At 70.1% G+C, this 14,509-nt stretch carries 16 protein-coding genes; 11 read left to right on the top strand and 5 right to left on the bottom strand.

Going from position 1 to position 14,509, the window contains the following annotated elements; genetic code table 11:
• The first annotated feature begins 74 nt into the window (after positions 1-74).
• Positions 75-1,283: an MFS transporter gene (locus tag HJ588_RS05840; protein ID WP_171152964.1), complete on the top strand. Its 1,209-nt coding sequence runs from the start codon at positions 75-77 to the stop codon at positions 1,281-1,283.
• Here HJ588_RS05840 and HJ588_RS05845 read toward each other — a convergent pair.
• Complete coding sequence (locus HJ588_RS05845) at positions 1,270-1,947, bottom strand: DedA family protein (RefSeq protein ID WP_171155442.1); 678 nt, start codon at positions 1,945-1,947, stop codon at positions 1,270-1,272. The genes HJ588_RS05840 and HJ588_RS05845 overlap by 14 nt on opposite strands.
• 150 nt (positions 1,948-2,097) lie before the next feature.
• Between HJ588_RS05845 and HJ588_RS05850 the strand changes: the two genes are divergently transcribed.
• The 10 genes from HJ588_RS05850 (at position 2,098) to HJ588_RS05895 (ending at position 9,887) form a co-directional block, all read left to right on the top strand.
• On the top strand, positions 2,098-3,045 hold the full coding sequence (locus HJ588_RS05850; protein WP_171152967.1) for a helix-turn-helix transcriptional regulator: 948 nt from the start codon (positions 2,098-2,100) through the stop codon (positions 3,043-3,045).
• Positions 3,046-3,813: 768 nt separating this feature from the next.
• A complete protein-coding gene (locus tag HJ588_RS05855) occupies positions 3,814-4,164 on the top strand; it encodes a hypothetical protein (RefSeq protein WP_171152970.1) in 351 nt (116 codons plus the stop codon).
• A gap of 9 nt (positions 4,165-4,173) precedes the next feature.
• A complete protein-coding gene (locus HJ588_RS05860) occupies positions 4,174-4,815 on the top strand; it encodes a TrmH family RNA methyltransferase (protein WP_343036613.1) in 642 nt (213 codons plus the stop codon).
• 102 nt (positions 4,816-4,917) lie between these two features.
• Positions 4,918-5,274 carry a YciI family protein gene (locus HJ588_RS05865; protein WP_171152972.1) on the top strand — a complete coding sequence of 119 codons (357 nt, stop codon included), beginning with the start codon at positions 4,918-4,920 and terminating at the stop codon, positions 5,272-5,274.
• 2 nt (positions 5,275-5,276) lie between these two features.
• The gene (locus tag HJ588_RS05870; RefSeq protein ID WP_171152974.1) at positions 5,277-5,639 is read left to right on the top strand and encodes a YciI family protein; all 363 of its coding nucleotides are present in this window, start codon (positions 5,277-5,279) and stop codon (positions 5,637-5,639) included.
• Positions 5,636-5,986 (top strand): YciI family protein, encoded by a 351-nt coding sequence (locus HJ588_RS05875; protein ID WP_171152976.1) that lies wholly within the window; start codon positions 5,636-5,638, stop codon positions 5,984-5,986. Before HJ588_RS05870 ends, HJ588_RS05875 begins: the two co-directional genes overlap by 4 nt.
• Entirely contained in the window at positions 5,983-7,218 is a 1,236-nt protein-coding gene (locus tag HJ588_RS05880) for an RNA polymerase sigma factor (RefSeq protein WP_171152978.1), read from the top strand. The genes HJ588_RS05875 and HJ588_RS05880 overlap by 4 nt, the downstream gene beginning before the upstream one ends.
• Positions 7,219-7,332: 114 nt before the next feature.
• The gene (gene fbaA / locus HJ588_RS05885) at positions 7,333-8,361 is read left to right on the top strand and encodes a class II fructose-bisphosphate aldolase (RefSeq protein WP_171152980.1); all 1,029 of its coding nucleotides are present in this window, start codon (positions 7,333-7,335) and stop codon (positions 8,359-8,361) included.
• A gap of 15 nt (positions 8,362-8,376) precedes the next feature.
• Complete coding sequence (locus HJ588_RS05890) at positions 8,377-8,781, top strand: DUF3151 domain-containing protein (protein WP_171152982.1); 405 nt, start codon at positions 8,377-8,379, stop codon at positions 8,779-8,781.
• Positions 8,778-9,887 carry a substrate-binding domain-containing protein gene (locus tag HJ588_RS05895; RefSeq protein WP_171152984.1) on the top strand — a complete coding sequence of 370 codons (1,110 nt, stop codon included), beginning with the start codon at positions 8,778-8,780 and terminating at the stop codon, positions 9,885-9,887. The genes HJ588_RS05890 and HJ588_RS05895 overlap by 4 nt, the downstream gene beginning before the upstream one ends.
• On the opposite strand, the gene HJ588_RS05900 is transcribed toward HJ588_RS05895, so the two are convergent.
• The 4 genes from HJ588_RS05900 to HJ588_RS05915 are packed head-to-tail and all read right to left on the bottom strand — an operon-like array spanning position 9,811 to position 14,346.
• Positions 9,811-11,079, bottom strand: a complete 1,269-nt coding sequence (locus HJ588_RS05900; RefSeq protein WP_171152986.1) for a glycoside hydrolase family protein — start codon at positions 11,077-11,079, stop codon at positions 9,811-9,813. The two genes, HJ588_RS05895 and HJ588_RS05900, sit on opposite strands and share 77 nt — an antisense overlap.
• Positions 11,080-11,120: 41 nt before the next feature.
• Positions 11,121-11,981 (bottom strand): carbohydrate ABC transporter permease, encoded by an 861-nt coding sequence (locus HJ588_RS05905; protein WP_171152988.1) that lies wholly within the window; start codon positions 11,979-11,981, stop codon positions 11,121-11,123.
• Positions 11,982-11,992: 11 nt separating this feature from the next.
• Entirely contained in the window at positions 11,993-12,952 is a 960-nt protein-coding gene (locus HJ588_RS05910; RefSeq protein WP_171152992.1) for a carbohydrate ABC transporter permease, read from the bottom strand.
• Positions 12,949-14,346 carry an extracellular solute-binding protein gene (locus HJ588_RS05915; protein WP_171152994.1) on the bottom strand — a complete coding sequence of 466 codons (1,398 nt, stop codon included), beginning with the start codon at positions 14,344-14,346 and terminating at the stop codon, positions 12,949-12,951. The genes HJ588_RS05910 and HJ588_RS05915 overlap by 4 nt, the downstream gene beginning before the upstream one ends.
• Positions 14,347-14,509: the final 163 nt, after the last annotated feature.

Below are 14,509 nucleotides of genomic sequence, written 5' to 3' on the forward strand. Positions count from 1 at the left end.
TGGTGTGCCGCTCGAAGCCGTTGTGGGCCGGTCGGTCTTGTCAGGCGGTTTATAAAGCACTACTTTCACATATCGTGAAACATTCGTTTCAAAACTCCGTATGGCGACATCGCGACGTCCGCATCGTCGTGCCGGCACGGGCCGTCTCCTTCGTCGGTGACGGGATGCTCGCCGTGGTGCTGCTGTTGCGGTTGCACGACGGCGGCGCCGGCCCGTGGGCGGTGACCGGCCTGCTGATCGCGACCTCCCTGCCGCTGGTCGTGCTCATCGGACCCGCCGGCCGAGCGGCCGACCGGTGGGACTCGCGGACCGTACTCGCGGTGGCGCTGGGTGCCCAGGCGCTCGCCTGTCTCGCGCTCGTGCCGACCACGTCGGTGGCCGGCACCTATGCGCTGGTCGCGGCGGTCCAGACCGGGCAGGCGTTCGCGGGGCCGACGTGGAGCGCGCTGGTGCCACGGATCGTCAGCGCCGCCGACGACGTTGGCCGCATGGTCGCGCTGCAGCAGGGGCTCGCCCAGGCCTTGCTGCCGGTGGGCGCGGCGCTCGGCGGCGTCGTCTACGGCCTGGCGGGCGCGCAGGTGGCGATCCTGGTGGACGCCGGGACGTTCGGCGCGCTCCTGCTGGGCGCGCTCGCGGTCCGCACCAGGCGCGGCGGCCGAGCCGACAGCACTCTCACCGGGCACCCGGCGATCCGGCGCGCGGGCCTGGTGACGTTACGCGCCGATCCGGTCGTCTGGCCGCTGCTGCTCGGCTCGCTCTTCATGGTGTTGCTGCTCGCCGGGGTCAACGTGGTCGAGGTGTTCCTGGTCCGTGACGAGCTCGGCATGTCGGCGGCGTGGTACGGCGTCAGCGAGCTGATGGTCATGGTCGGGGCACTGTGCGGCTCCGTGCTGGCCGGGCGGGTGGACGGCGACAGAGCGCGGGTGAGCACGACGATCGGCGGGTTCGGCGCGATCGCGCTGCTCGTCGTGGTCTGCGGCGTGACGCCGTGGTTCCCGCTCCTGCTGGTCTGCTCGGTCGGCCTGGGAGTCGCGAGTGCGGCGATGAGCGCGTGTTTCGGCGCGCTGCTCGTGATCCGGTCTCCGGACGCGGTGCGCGGTCGGATGTCGGCGACGGTCAACGGGCTCATGCAACTGGCGAACGTCGGGTCGCTGCTGATCTTCGGTGCCTTGGGTACGACGCTCGGTGTGCGCCATACCTTCGTCGCGGCGGCTGCCGTTGCGCTGCTGGTCGCGTTGCGGTTGCGGGCGGTGGCGCCGCAGCCGGAGCTCAGCGGTCGGTGAGGTCCTTCGCGGCCTCGACGGTCTCGTCGGCCATCGCCTTCGCCTCGCGGCGGTGCTTGAGGAACTCGTAGATCATCGGCAGCACCGAGACCACCACGACGACCATGATCGCCAGGTCGATCTTGTCGCCGAGGCCCGGGAACGCCCTGCCGAGCAGCACGCCGGCAAACACGATGATCGCGACCCACAGCACCGCGCCGACCGCGCTCCAGATGAAGAACCGCTTGCGGTCCATCCGGCTGGCACCGGCGACCAGCGTGATGAAGGTGCGCACGATCGGCACGAAGCGGCCGATCACCAGGGCCTTGTTGCCGTGCTTGTCGAAGAAGGCGCTGGTCTGCTCGAAGTACTTCTTCTTGAGGATCCGCCCGTCGCGCTCGTAGATCGGCTTGCCGACGGCCCGGCCGATCTCGTAGCCGACGACGTTGCCGGCGAACGCGGCGATCATCAGCGACGGCACCGAGACCCAGAGCGGGACGTGGAAGTTGTACTTGGCGCTGGAGCTGAACAGGCCGATCGCGAACAGCAGCGAGTCGCCGGGAAGGATCGGGAAGAGCACGCCGCACTCGATGAAGACGATCAGCAGCGAGACGAAGAAGAAGGCACCCCCGAACTGGTCGAGCAGATATTGCGGGTCCATGAAGCTCGGGCCGAGGGAGTGCATCACAGCGCCAAGGGTACGGGAGCCGCGCTGAGGGAACGCTTAGAGAAAACCGGCCCGGCGGCGGGGCGGCGAACCGCTCCCCGCGACAGCACCGCCGATCCGGCATGATCAGGACCGTTCCTGTCCGTTGCCCGGTGGAGGGTTGTCGACATGGCGGAAACCACGGCGCGGCTGCTGCACCTGCTCGGGCTGCTCCAGGCGAAGGCGGTCTGGACCGGCCCCGAGCTCGCCGAGCGGCTCGGCGTCACGACCCGCTCGGTCCGGCGCGACATGGAGCGGCTGCGCGAGCTCGGCTATCCCGTGCAGGCCAGCCGGGGCCTCGGCGGCGGCTACCAGCTCGGCGCAGGGCGGGCACTGCCGCCGTTGCTGCTCGACCAGGACGAGGCGGTGGCGGTCGCGGTCTGCCTGCGGCTGGCCGCCGGCGGCACGGTCGCCGGGGTCGGCGAAGCGGCGATCCGCACCATGACCAAGCTCGACCAGGTGATGCCCGCGAGCATCCGGGCTCAGGTCGCCGCGGTGCAGGAGGCGACCGTGACCGTCGAATATCAGGCGGCCACGGTCGACGCGGACGACCTGCTGGTGCTCGCCCGCGCGATCCGGGAGACCCACCAGGCGCGTTTCGACTACGTCGCGCGGACCGGTGCGGCGACCTCCCGGCGCATCGAGCCCTACCGGCTGGTCGCCACCGGACGCCGTTGGTATCTCATGGCTTTCGACCTCGACCGGGACGACTGGCGGTCGTTCCGGCTGGACCGGATGACCGAGGTGCGCGCCTCGACGTTCGGCTTCACCCCGCGCGCGGCGCCGGACGCCGAGGAGTTCATCCGCCGGTCGGTGCATTCCGGCTGGGACCAGGAGGCCACCCTGCGCCTGCGCTGCGCCGCCGACGAGGTGCGCGACCACGTCGGCGGCTGGGGCCGGCTGACGCCGGTCGACGAGCACAGCTGCGAGCTGCGGGTGGGCAGCCACGACGTCGAGCTGATGGCGTGGTGGCTGCTGCGGCTGCCGGTCGACTTCGAGGTGCTCGACAACGAGGAGCTGGTGGCGGCATACGGCCGGATCGCGCAGCGCGTCGACCGGTTGACGGCCGGCCGCTGAGCGGAGGTTCTTGCGGGCGCGACGGGCTTCTGCAAATTGCCGGTGGCGAGCACGCCGCGGCTCCATCATGTGCCCACGGTGTGGCCGGTGGCCGGGCGCTCCGGGAATCTGCCGCGGGGCCCGAAGCGACCAGAGAACGAGTGGACGCGGGTGGAGGACCTTCGCTCCTGTGCGGGCTGGCTCGCCTGGTCCCGCCGGATGGCCTCACCCTTCGGTGCGCTCTCGGCGGCGCTCCTCGAACCGGTGCTCGAGGAGCGTGGCATCGGGCTGAAGGGTTACGACCTCACCGGCTCGAGCGTGGCACCGGCAGCCACACCTTGGAGGTGGTGGGTGCCTACGAACGGCTCCTCGACCTGCCGTATGGCGAACTCCAGGCGCCCATCCTGTCGCTGGCACGGGTCGTCGACCCGTCGGCGCGGGCGGGCGACTTCCAGCCGGTGGTCGTGCCGCCGGCGGAGGCGACCGAGTGCGTCGACGGGCTCTACGAACGCTGGGAGAAGGGTGGCGAATTCACCGGTGCCGAGTGGTTGCGACTGGCCCACATCGTAGGCCCGCCGACCCATCATCCGGTGCCGATCGGCTTGCTGCGCAAGTGGCTTCGCCAATTGATATCGGAGTTGATGCGCAGTGTCCAGCTTGCCTACTTCCCGCGGGATGAGGCGGCGTCGGCATTTGCGGCATTCGACCGGACGGCACCGCTGGTCGTGGCTGCGGTGCTCGAACTCACCGCAACACCAGGCGTTTCCGGCGCGGCCTCCGCGGCCGCTAGTGCGGGCCGCGATCACGGTCGCTGCCGGGTCCGACGTCGAACCCCAGACGCGCATCAACGCCCACTATCTGATCGAGCGACTCGCCGGCGCCGGCGAGGAGGCCGTGCTGAAGAGGGAGCTGCGCGAGCCGCACCGGGTCGACCTGCGGCGGGTGTGTCTCATCGCGCTGGCGCACGCCGGGCTGGTGCGCCCCGAGGACGATCTGCGCGGTCTGCTCGCCGTCCCCGAACTGCGGGACACGGTCGTCTACGCGCTCGGCATCAGCGGCCACCCGCAGCTGTCACTGCCGGAGGCCGACGGCGACGATGCCCGATGGTGGCGCGCCAACGGTGGAGGCTTCTTCGCCTGATGCGGGCGCGTGGCACAGTTGCTGCCCGTGCAGGAGGAGATCGGAGTCGGCCCGTGGCCCGGGGAGTGGCCGACCACACCGGATGGCAGCCCCGATCCGAGGTATGACGAGGCATTGCTCGCCGACGGCGACCGGCGCAACGTCGAGGACCGCTATCGCTACTGGACGCAGGACGCGATCGTCGCCGACCTCGACCGGCACCGGCACGATTTCCACATCGCCGTCGAGAACTGGGGTCACGACTTCAACATCGGATCGGTGATTCGCACCGCGAATGCCTTCAATGCCAAGGCTTTCCACATCGTCGGCAAACGCCGGTGGAACCGCCGCGGCGCGATGGTCACCGACCGCTACCAGCACGAGTTCCATCACCCGGACGTCGCGTCGCTGCGGGAGTGGGCCGGCGGCATACCCCTGATCGGCATCGACAACGTGCCCGGGAGCACACCGATCGAGACCTACGAGCTGCCGCGGGAATGTGTGCTGGTCTTCGGCCAGGAGGGCCCGGGTCTCAGCGCCCAGATGCAGGAGGCGTGCGTCGACATCCTCCACATCGAGCAGTTCGGCTCGACCCGGTCGATCAATGCCGGTGCCGCGGCGGCGATCGCCATGCACATGTGGATCCTGCGGCACGTGCACGGCGTGGGTTAGCACCTTTTTCGCCGGACCTGTCGATTGCGGGGCCTCCCGCACGTCATCGTGCTGTCAGAAGAAGTCAACGGGCACGAAACGACGCATGACGAGAGGTCATCGATGAGCACGCGATTCCTGGTGTTGCTGCCGGCTCCGGAGGCGGAGTGGGCGAAGCTGCCGCCGGAGGAACACGAGAAGGGGCAGCGCGCCCACGAGCGGTTCCACAAGGAGTTGGCCGAGGGCGGGCACATCATCCTTGTCGCCGGTCCGTTGCAGCCGTCCGCGCAGGCGCTGTCGATGCGGCCCGACGGGCACGGCGGGACGACCGTCACCGACGGGCCCTTCACCGAGTCCGTCGAGCAGATCGTCGGGTTCTACCTGATCGAGAGCGACGACCGGGACGGCGTGATCGCCTGCTGCGAGCAGCTGTCCAGCACCGGTGACCTCATCGAACTGCGCGAGATGCAAGGAGAGTAGAGATGACCGAATACATGATCGTGATCCTCGGCGACGCCGACCGATGGTGGACGACGATGACGCCGGAGGAACGCAAGCACGGTTACGCCGAATACGGGCGGTTCGCAAAGGAACTCACCGCGCGCGGCCACCGCATCACCGGGGGAGCGGAGCTGCACGCCAGCGACGAGACCAAGCGCATCGCGCCGGGCAGCGACACCGTCACCGAGGGTCCGTATGCCGAGGCCGTCGAACAGGTCGGTGGCTTCTACCTCGTCGAGACCGACGACGTCGACGACGTGCTCGACTGCTGCAAGATCATCACCGCGCTCGGTGACGGCGTCGAGCTGCGCCGCACGGTGACCCAGCAGGAGCGGGCGTCATGACGAAGTATCTCGTGCTGCTGGCCGGTCGCGAGGGCGAGTGGGAGGCCGCCACCGACGAGCAGCGCGCGGGCTGGCACCGCGACCATCTCGACTTCGGGCGGGTCGTCGGCGACGACATCCTCGGCGGCGAGGCGCTCGCCGGCACCGACACCGCGACGACCGTGCGACGGCGCAGCGGGAAGACCGAGCTGACCGACGGCCCGTATGCCGAGACCGCCGAACAGATCGGCGGGTTCTACCTGGTGCAGGCGCCCGATCTGGACCAGGTGCTCGCCTGGTGTGAGCTGCTGCCGGAGATCTACACCCTCGAGGTGCGCCCCTGCATCGAGGTCGACCTGTCCGCATGACCACGCTCGAGCAGGTATGGCGCGACGAGTGGGGCCGGCTGCTGGCCCTGCTCGTCCGCCGGACCCGGCGGCTGGACCTGGCCGAGGACGCGCTCGCCGAGGCATTCGAGACCGCTGCCCGGCGCTGGCCGCAGGACGGCATCCCCGACAATCCCGCCGCCTGGCTGCTGACCGCGGCTCGGCGGCGGGTGCTGGACCGGCTGCGTGCCGAGGCGGTCGCGGCCCGCAAGCAGCCCCTGCTCGCGATGGAGGAGGACTCCCGGATGCGGCACCGCACGACGCCGGACGACGACCTGCTCCGCCTGGTGCTGCTCGCCGCTCATCCGTCGCTGTCGCCGGAGTCGGGCGCCGCCCTCACCCTGCGGCTGGTGCTCGGCGTGCAGACCGCCGACATCGCGCGGCTCTTCCTGGTCGGCGAGGCGACCATGGCGGCCCGGCTCACCCGCGCCCGCAAGAAGGTCGTCGCCGCGGGCGTGCCGCTCGCCATACCCGGTGACGACGTGCTGGCCGACCGGCTCGACACGGTCGCGAAGGTCGCCTATCTGGCCTTCACCGCCGGCTACGCGCCCGGCAGCGGGCCGGATGTCGTGCGTGCCGAGCTCGCCGGCGAGGCGATCCGGCTGGTGGGACTCTTGCGGTCGAACAACCCTGCCGCACAAGCAAATCCGTCATTGATCGCGCTGGAGGCGTTGATGCTGCTGCAGCATTCCCGCCGCGACGCGCGGGTCGACGGCAGTGGCCGGATCGTGCTGCTGCCGGACCAGGACCGCACGCGCTGGCACCGCGCCGAGATCGACGAGGGTATGGCGCTGCTGCAGTCGCTCACCGGAGGCGGTGCGGCGCGGCTGTCGAGCGCGCTCGCCGCGGACTACCTGCTGCAGGCCCTGATCGCCGCCGAGCACGCGCGCGCGGCCCGGGCGCAGGACACCGACTGGGTGGTGATCAGCGACTTCTACCGGCAACTGGACGACCTCACCGGCTCACCGGTGGTGCGGCTCAACCGGGCGGTCGCCGTCGCCGAGGCGGGGGACGTCCCGGCCGCGTTCGCCCTGCTCGACGGGCTGGAGGACTCCCTCGGGCGGACGCACCGGTTGCCCGCGGTCCGGGCGGAGCTGCTGCGTCGCGCCGGGCGCGACGAGGAGGCGCTCGCGTCATACCGGCTGGCGGTGGGGATGTGCGGCAGCGACGCCGAGCGCGCCGCGCTGCAGCGCCGGATCGACGATCTCGGCTGATCTCGGCTGGCCTCGTAGCCGTCGTCCCAGCTGGTGCGACCACCCCGCCGCGGACGGCCGCCGCATGGAAGGATGATCCGGAACGGCAATTCTGACGTCGAAACGGAGTTCACCATGCCGATTGCGACCCCCGAGGTCTACGCCGAGATGCTCGACAAGGCCAAGAAGGGCGGCTTCGCCTACCCGGCCATCAACGTCTCGAGCAGCCAGACCCTCAACGCGGCCATCAAGGGCTTCGCCGACGCCGGCAGCGACGGCATCATCCAGGTCTCGACCGGCGGCGCCGAATACTTCTCCGGCCTGGGTGTGAAGAACATGGTGACGGGTGCGCTCGCCATGTCGGCGTTCGCGCACGAGGTCGCATCGGCATACGACGTGAACATCGCGCTGCACACCGACCACTGCCCGAAGGACAAGCTGGACACCTTTGTGCGTCCGCTGCTCGAGGCGTCGACCGAGCGCGTGAAGCAGGGCGGTCTGCCCTACTTCCAGTCGCACATGTGGGACGGCTCGGCGGTCGAACTGCACGAAAACCTCCAGATCGCAGAGGAATTGCTCGAGAAGTGCAAGGCCGCCAAGATCATCCTGGAGATCGAGGTGGGCGTCGTCGGCGGCGAGGAGGACGGCGTCGAGGGCAAGATCGACGACAAGCTCTACTCCACCCCCGAGGACGCGATCGCCACCGCGAAGGCGCTCGGCACCGGCGACAAGGGCTACTACATGACCGCCCTGACCTTCGGCAACGTGCACGGCGTCTACAAGCCGGGCAACGTCAAGCTCCGTCCCGAGGTGCTCAAGACTGCCCAGGACGCGGTGCACCAGGAGTTCAAGACCGCCGACGACAAGCCGTTCCACCTGGTCTTCCACGGCGGCTCCGGCTCCGACCCCAAGGAGATCGAGGAAGCAGTCTCCTACGGCGTCGTCAAGATGAACGTCGACACCGACACCCAGTACGCCTTCACCCGCCCGGTCGCCGGCTGGATGATGAGCAACTACGACGGCGTGCTCAAGATCGACGGCGAGGTCGGTGACAAGAAGAAGTACGACCCGCGCGCCTGGGGCAAGGCGGCCGAGACCGGTATGTCGGAGCGGGTCGTCGAGGCGTGCGAGCACCTCGGCTCGGCCGGCAAGCACATCTCCTGATCGGCGGGATATCCGATGAGTGAGAACCTGCTCGGCATACCCGAGACGAAACTGCCTGTCGATCCTGCGAGTTCGGCCCTCGAGCAGGGCGTCGACCCGCGCGACGTCGCCCGCACCAACCCGAGCTCGTCGCTCGCCTGGGCGACCCTCGCGGAGGACGCACTCGCCGACGGTGACGTGATCGAGGCCTACGCGTTTGCCCGCACCGGCTACCACCGCGGGCTCGACGCGCTGCGCAAGTCGGGCTGGCGCGGCCAGGGCCCGGTGCCGTGGGAGCACGAACCCAACCGCGGCTTCCTCCGCGCGCTCGCGGCGCTCTCCAAGGCGGCCGACGCGATCGGCGAGACCGACGAGCAGCGGCGCACAGCCGACTTCCTGCGCGACTCGTCGGCCACCGGCGCCCGCGAGCTCGGCCTGTGAACCCCGGCGGCCACCCGACCTCCGGGGGTGGCCGCACGCCGCGTCGGGACGAGCGGTCGCCGGGCAAGCCGGCGACCGCTCTCGACGTGGCGCACCGCGCCGGGGTCTCCCGCACGGCGGTGTCGTTCGTGCTCAACGGCAAGAGCGACGGCAACATCGCCGAGGCCACCCGGCAACGCATCCTGGAGGCCGCGCGGGAGCTGGACTACCGGCCGCACCCGGTCGCCCGGAGCCTGCGCACCAGCCGGACGCAGCTCATCGGGCTGATCACCGACTCCATCGCGTCGAGCCCGTTCGCCGGGCAGTTGCTCGGCGGCGCCACCGACCGCGCCCGGGAGCGCGGTCACCTCGTCGCGGTCTTCGACAGCGGGGAGCGCCCGGCGCTGGAGGAGCAGGCGGCTGAGGAGTTCGCCGGGCGCCGCGTCGACGGCCTGATCTATGCGTCGATGGGACTGCGCGAGGTCGCGTCAGTGCCGGATGTCGGTCTGCCGACGGTGCTGGCCAACTGCTTCGATGCGCGCGGTGAGTTGCCCTCCGTCATACCGGCCGAGGAGGAGGCGGGTGCGACCGCTGCCCGGTGTCTGCTCGACATGGGTCATCGGCAGATCGGCGTGATCACCGGTGACCTGGTCGTCGCAGGGCCGCGCCGGCTGGCCGGTTTCACAAAGACGCTCGCCGAGTCGGGTGTGAAACCGGTTGCGGTGCAAGAGCTTCGGGGTGGATGGACGATCGACGCCGGCTTCCACGCGACCCGCGCGATGCTGACGCGGGCGGACGGGCAGCTCCGGCAGCGACGTCCGACGGCGATCTTCTGCGTCAACGACCGGGTGGCGGCGGGGGCGCTGCTCGCGGCTGCCGGCCTGGGGCTCGCGGTGCCCGCGGACCTCAGCATCCTCGGCTTCGACGACCAGGAGGAGCTGGCGGCCAACCTCGTGCCGAGCCTTTCCACCCTGGCCCTGCCGCACCGGGAGATGGGTCGTCAGGCCGTCGACCTGCTGCTCGACGTGGTCGAGCAGCCCGACGCCCCGGTCACGCCGACGTTGCGTGAGCTCCCGTCTCCGCTCGTATGGCGAGAGTCGGTGGCAGCTCCGCCACCCACGCGGTGACCGGCTGCGCTGTCTCGAGCAGCCAGTGCTCGCTGCCGCTTGCGCGCAGTGTCGTCGTGGGACCGCTCGGCGGCAGGATCTCCACCACCTCGCCGTCGGTCCAGAGGTCGACACCGGGACCGCCGAGCAGCCGGTAGGTGACGTCACCGGCTCGCAGCGTCAGGTCCGCGGCGGCGGACCAGCGGACCCGGCCCCGTGGGGGGAGCGACAGCGGCGTGTCCGGCGCGAGCGTGCGGTGAGTCTGCCGGTCGTCGGCGAGCCGGGCGAACTCGGTGGCGACCCGTTGCCGCAGACCCTCGGGCGTCAGCTCCAGCCGCCGGGGCAGGGTCAGGCAGCCGGACACCGCACCCGCGTCCGCCGGCTTGTCGACATCGCGAATCCAGCCGAACAGCAACGGTGTTGCGCCGTCCGACGCGACCTGAGGCGCGTAGAACCAGTTGTCGGTGTCGAGCAGCTGCACCGACCGTGGCGCGAAGCGGGGCAGGTCGCCATCGGCCACCAGGCGGCCGCGGAGTGCCTGCACCCGGCCGAGCACACCGTCGCGCTGCAGCGACACGATCAGCGCGCACTCGCCGGCGTCGCCGACGACCAGCTGCGGGCACTCCCAGATGTCCGCCTCCGACTCGATGCCGTCGGGCAGGTCGTCGCCACGCAGCCACACACCCTCGTAGTGCCAACTTTCCGGGTCGTCCACCGAGAACAGCAGGACGGCCGGCACGGCGTCGTCCACGCGCGCGCCGAGCAGCGCCCAGCGGCGGCCGCCCCAGGTGAAGCAGAAGGGGTCACGCATGACACTGACCTCCGGCGGGGTCCGGGCGACCACCCGGGGGGCCGACCAGAGCAGCAGGTCGTCGTCGAGCGCCTCCCGCACGCAGACCGTGCTGGCGTAGGTGTCGTCGACCACCCCGCTGTAGGCGACCGCCGGCCGATCGAGCCAGGGGAGGTGGACCCCGCTCCAGCATCCGGCTGCGTCCGGGCCGTCGGGCTCGGGCCCGAACGCGATCGGTTCGAGTTGCCAGTGCACCAGGTCGGCACTGCTCGCGTGGCCCCACTGGATGTCGCCGTGCACCGGTGCGTGCGGGTTCGCCTGGTAGAAGACGTGCCAGACGTCGCGGTGCCGGACGATGCCGTTCGGGTCGTTGAGCCAGCCGTGGGCCGGCCGGATGTGCAGTTGCGGCAGCGCGGGATTCACCCGGGGTCCTTTCGAAGTCGCTTGTGGCGCAGGAGGTTTCGTCACCGGAAGCTGCCGGTGGTCAGGCCCTCGCGGAGCGGGCGCTGGCCGAAGACGAAGACCAGCAGCGCCGGGATCATGGAGATCACCACGCCGGCGAGGACGACGGCGACGCTGCCGGTGCCCTTGTTGCCCTGCAGCGAGACCAGGCCGAGGGGCAGGGTGAAGTTCTTCTCGCTGATCGTCATGATCAGCGGCCGGAAAAACTCGTTCCAGTGGTAGTTGAAGGCGAGGATCCCGACGATGGCCAGGCCCGGGGTGGCGAGGGGCGCGTAGACCGACCGGAAGGTGCGCCACGGGCTGGCGCCGTCGATGGCCGCGGCTTCGGCGAGATCGGGCGGCAGCGTCATGAAGTACTGCCGCATGAGGAAGGTGCCGAACGCCGTGGGGATGGCCGGCAGGATCAGCGCGAGCAGGGTGTCCGACAAATGCATCCCGCGGATCAGCATGAAGACCGGGACGATCGTCACCTGCATCGGGACCATCATCGTGGCCATGATCATCGAGAAGAGCACGCCGCGCCCGCGGAACGGCACCCGGGCGAAGATGTAGCCGCCGAGGCAGGCGGTGAACATCTGCCCGACCGCGCACAGCCCGGTGACGAGCACGCTGTTGAGGATCAGCAGCCAGAGGTCCACCTGGTCGAAAACGGCTCGGAACGAATCAAATCCGAGATTGTCGAGGCTGAGCGGTGAGGAGCCGAGCGCCTCACTCGGCGGTCGTAGCGCGGTGAGGACGGTCCAGACGACGGGGCCGAGGGTGAGCGCCACGGCGACGGCCAGGAAGGCCACGCGGGGCGCGCCGGAGAGGAGCCGGCTGCGCCATACGGAACGAGGCGCGGGGTGCTGGGTGATCGTTGCCATGTCTCTCGTCCTCAGGAGTAGTGGATGAAGCGGCGCGACAGGCGGAACTGCAGCGCGGTGGCGAGCATGATGAAGACCGTGAGCACGATCCCGATGGCCGAGGCGCGGCCGAATTGCAGCTGCTGGAAGGCGTTTTCGTAGATCACCATCACCACGGTGCGGGTCGAGTCGCCGGGGCCGCCTCGGGTCAGCACGTAGGGCTGGTCGAAGATCTGCAACGCCGAGATCACCGCCATGACCGAGGCGACCAAGGTCGTGGGGGACAGCAGCGGGAAGGTGATCTGCCGGAACTGCCGCCAGCCGGATGCCCCGTCGATGGCGGCGGCCTCGTAGACGTCACGCGGGATCGAGGCCAGGCCGCCGACGAAGAGCAGGAACGAGAAGCCGAAGTTCTGCCAGACATAGACCAGCACGACCAGCAACTGGGCGCCCGGGCCGGAAGTCAGCCACGGCACGTCGGGCAGCCCGACGCCGGTGAGGACCTGGTTGACCAGACCGAAGTCCTGGTTGAACAGGTAGCTCATGATGATCGAGACCGACGCGGCGGACAGGATCAGCGGGAAGAAGAACACCGAGCGCAGGATGCTGCGCAGCCAGGTCGGCAGGTGCCCCTGCACGAGCACCGCGAGCGCGAGCGCGACCGCCAGTTGCAGGAGCACGGCGACCACCACGAACGCGATCGTGTTGGCGAAGGCGACGCGCAGGGTGCGGTCGGTGCCGAGCGAGGTGAAGTTGTCCAGGCCGACGAAGCGGGGGCTGGAGATGATGTCCCAGCGGAAGAACGCGAGCAGGAACGAGCCGACGATCGGCACCACGGTGAAGACGAAGATGCCGATCACGGTCGGCGCCAGGAACACCGTGGCCAGCAGTCGCTCCTTGCGTCGCTGCGTGGAAAGCGTTGCGGTCACGCGTTTTTCACCGACCTTCGACGTCGTCGACGGCTGGGTGCGGGAAGGTGCTGAGGTCGTCATCGGTCGCTCCCGAGGGCCGTGCTGAGGTCGTCCTGGAGGCGGTGCATCGCACCGCGGGTGCCGGCGGCGGAGCCGGTGACGGCTCCGACGACGTTCTTGATCAGGGCCGTCTCGACGGCCGCCTGCTGCGGTGGCGCCGGGATCGGGCCGGTGCCCGGGAACTTGTCGAGCGTGTCGTAGAAGACCCGCCAGTGCGCCGGGCCCTTGCCCCGGTAGAGCGCCGCATCGACCAGGGAGCGGCGGGTCGGGGTGGTGTTCGGATCCGGGATCGACAGCTGCATGCCGCGCCGGGTGGTGCAGAACTTGATCCACTCCCACGCCTCGTCCTTGCGGTGCGAGGTGCGCATGATCGCGTAGCCGGCCGCACCGAACTGTGCGCGCTGGCTGCGCCACCGCGGGAAGAACTGCACGTCGTAGGCGCTCCCCGGCATACCCGCCTCGTGCAGGCCCTGCACCCAGTAGCCGCCGGCGGGGGTCATGCCGACCCGGCCGCTCGCGAACTGCGGCACCAGGGTGTCGCCGCCGCCCTGGGCCGGACTGCTGCCGAGCCCCTCGGCGACGATCCGACGCAAGAAGTCGAAGGTCTCCTCCACGCGTGGGTCGAGCGCGTTCGGCTCCAGCCAGAGCGGCCCGCCGGCTCGCCCGGCAGCGGCTGGGTCACCGGAATAGAAGCGTTTCCAGAGCCATTCGCCGCCGGTGGCCTGCGTCTGCTTGAGGATCGAGGTGTCGTTGGCGTAGAGCCAGGGCACGACGCCACCCCACAGCCGGTTGGTCCAGTAGAACGGCACGGTGCCCGCCGGCGAGGTGCGCTTGATCGCGCGCAGCATCGTGTGGAAGTCATCCTTGGTCCAGTCGTCGGCGGGCCGCTCCAGCCCGGCCCGGCGCAGCGCGGCCAGGTTGAGGTACATGTCGGCCGCGTTGAAATCGCCCGGCACCTGGTAGAGGTGGCCGCGATACATGAAGGCCTCGACCAGGGCCGGGTGCACGTCGGAGAAGTAGTCCTGCATGACGTCGGCGTCGCGCAGGACGTAGCTGTCGAGCGGTTCGGCGAGCCGGTCGGCGAACAACTGCGCGCCCTCGGTCGCCACCATCACCACGTCGGGCGGGGTGCCGGCGGCGACCAGCGTCAGCACCTTGGCGAAGAAGTCGCTCCAGTCGGCGCCCTGGATCGCCTGGAAGCGGACCGGGATGTCGGGGTGCTCGGCGTGGAAGGCCTGCAACAGGCCCTGCCGGGCCGCGGCGTCCTGCGCCGTGCCGAGGATCGCGACCGTCAGGTCGTCCGAGCCGCGCCCCGGGATGTCGCGGCCGGTCAGCCGCGGGAAGCCGGCGGTGAGGGCGGCGATCGTGCCGACTCCGGCGATGCCGAGGGCGCTGCGGCGGGTGAATTCACTCATGGGTGCTCCAGATCACGTAAATCGTGTTAGGTAGCGTGCGGGAGCGCAGGTGCGGCTGTCAAGGGATGGCGCCTGATTCGTGTCAGGTCGCTTCCGGTGACGCGAGCCGCCGTCGATTTGAATTGCGAACAAATGCAACGGGATTCGGTTCGGGAACGGGTCG

Origin of the sequence: Flexivirga aerilata, from assembly GCF_013002715.1 — a bacterium.
Lineage (GTDB): Bacteria > Actinomycetota > Actinomycetes > Actinomycetales > Dermatophilaceae > Flexivirga > Flexivirga aerilata.

What these genes read in the sequence shown, in the direction of transcription:
- HJ588_RS05850 (WP_171152967.1), top strand. Translation starts at nt 2,098, where the DNA reads ATGGCGGAAACCACGGCGCGGCTGCTGCACCTGCTCGGGCTGCTCCAG.
- HJ588_RS05845 (WP_171155442.1), bottom strand. Translation starts at nt 1,947, where the DNA reads ATGCACTCCCTCGGCCCGAGCTTCATGGACCCGCAATATCTGCTCGAC.
- HJ588_RS05865 (WP_171152972.1), top strand. Translation starts at nt 4,918, where the DNA reads ATGAGCACGCGATTCCTGGTGTTGCTGCCGGCTCCGGAGGCGGAGTGG.
- HJ588_RS05870 (WP_171152974.1), top strand. Translation starts at nt 5,277, where the DNA reads ATGACCGAATACATGATCGTGATCCTCGGCGACGCCGACCGATGGTGG.
- HJ588_RS05875 (WP_171152976.1), top strand. Translation starts at nt 5,636, where the DNA reads ATGACGAAGTATCTCGTGCTGCTGGCCGGTCGCGAGGGCGAGTGGGAG.
- HJ588_RS05905 (WP_171152988.1), bottom strand. Translation starts at nt 11,981, where the DNA reads ATGGCAACGATCACCCAGCACCCCGCGCCTCGTTCCGTATGGCGCAGC.
- HJ588_RS05890 (WP_171152982.1), top strand. Translation starts at nt 8,377, where the DNA reads ATGAGTGAGAACCTGCTCGGCATACCCGAGACGAAACTGCCTGTCGAT.
- fbaA (WP_171152980.1), top strand. Translation starts at nt 7,333, where the DNA reads ATGCCGATTGCGACCCCCGAGGTCTACGCCGAGATGCTCGACAAGGCC.
- HJ588_RS05915 (WP_171152994.1), bottom strand. Translation starts at nt 14,346, where the DNA reads ATGAGTGAATTCACCCGCCGCAGCGCCCTCGGCATCGCCGGAGTCGGC.
- HJ588_RS05880 (WP_171152978.1), top strand. Translation starts at nt 5,983, where the DNA reads ATGACCACGCTCGAGCAGGTATGGCGCGACGAGTGGGGCCGGCTGCTG.
- HJ588_RS05910 (WP_171152992.1), bottom strand. Translation starts at nt 12,952, where the DNA reads ATGACGACCTCAGCACCTTCCCGCACCCAGCCGTCGACGACGTCGAAG.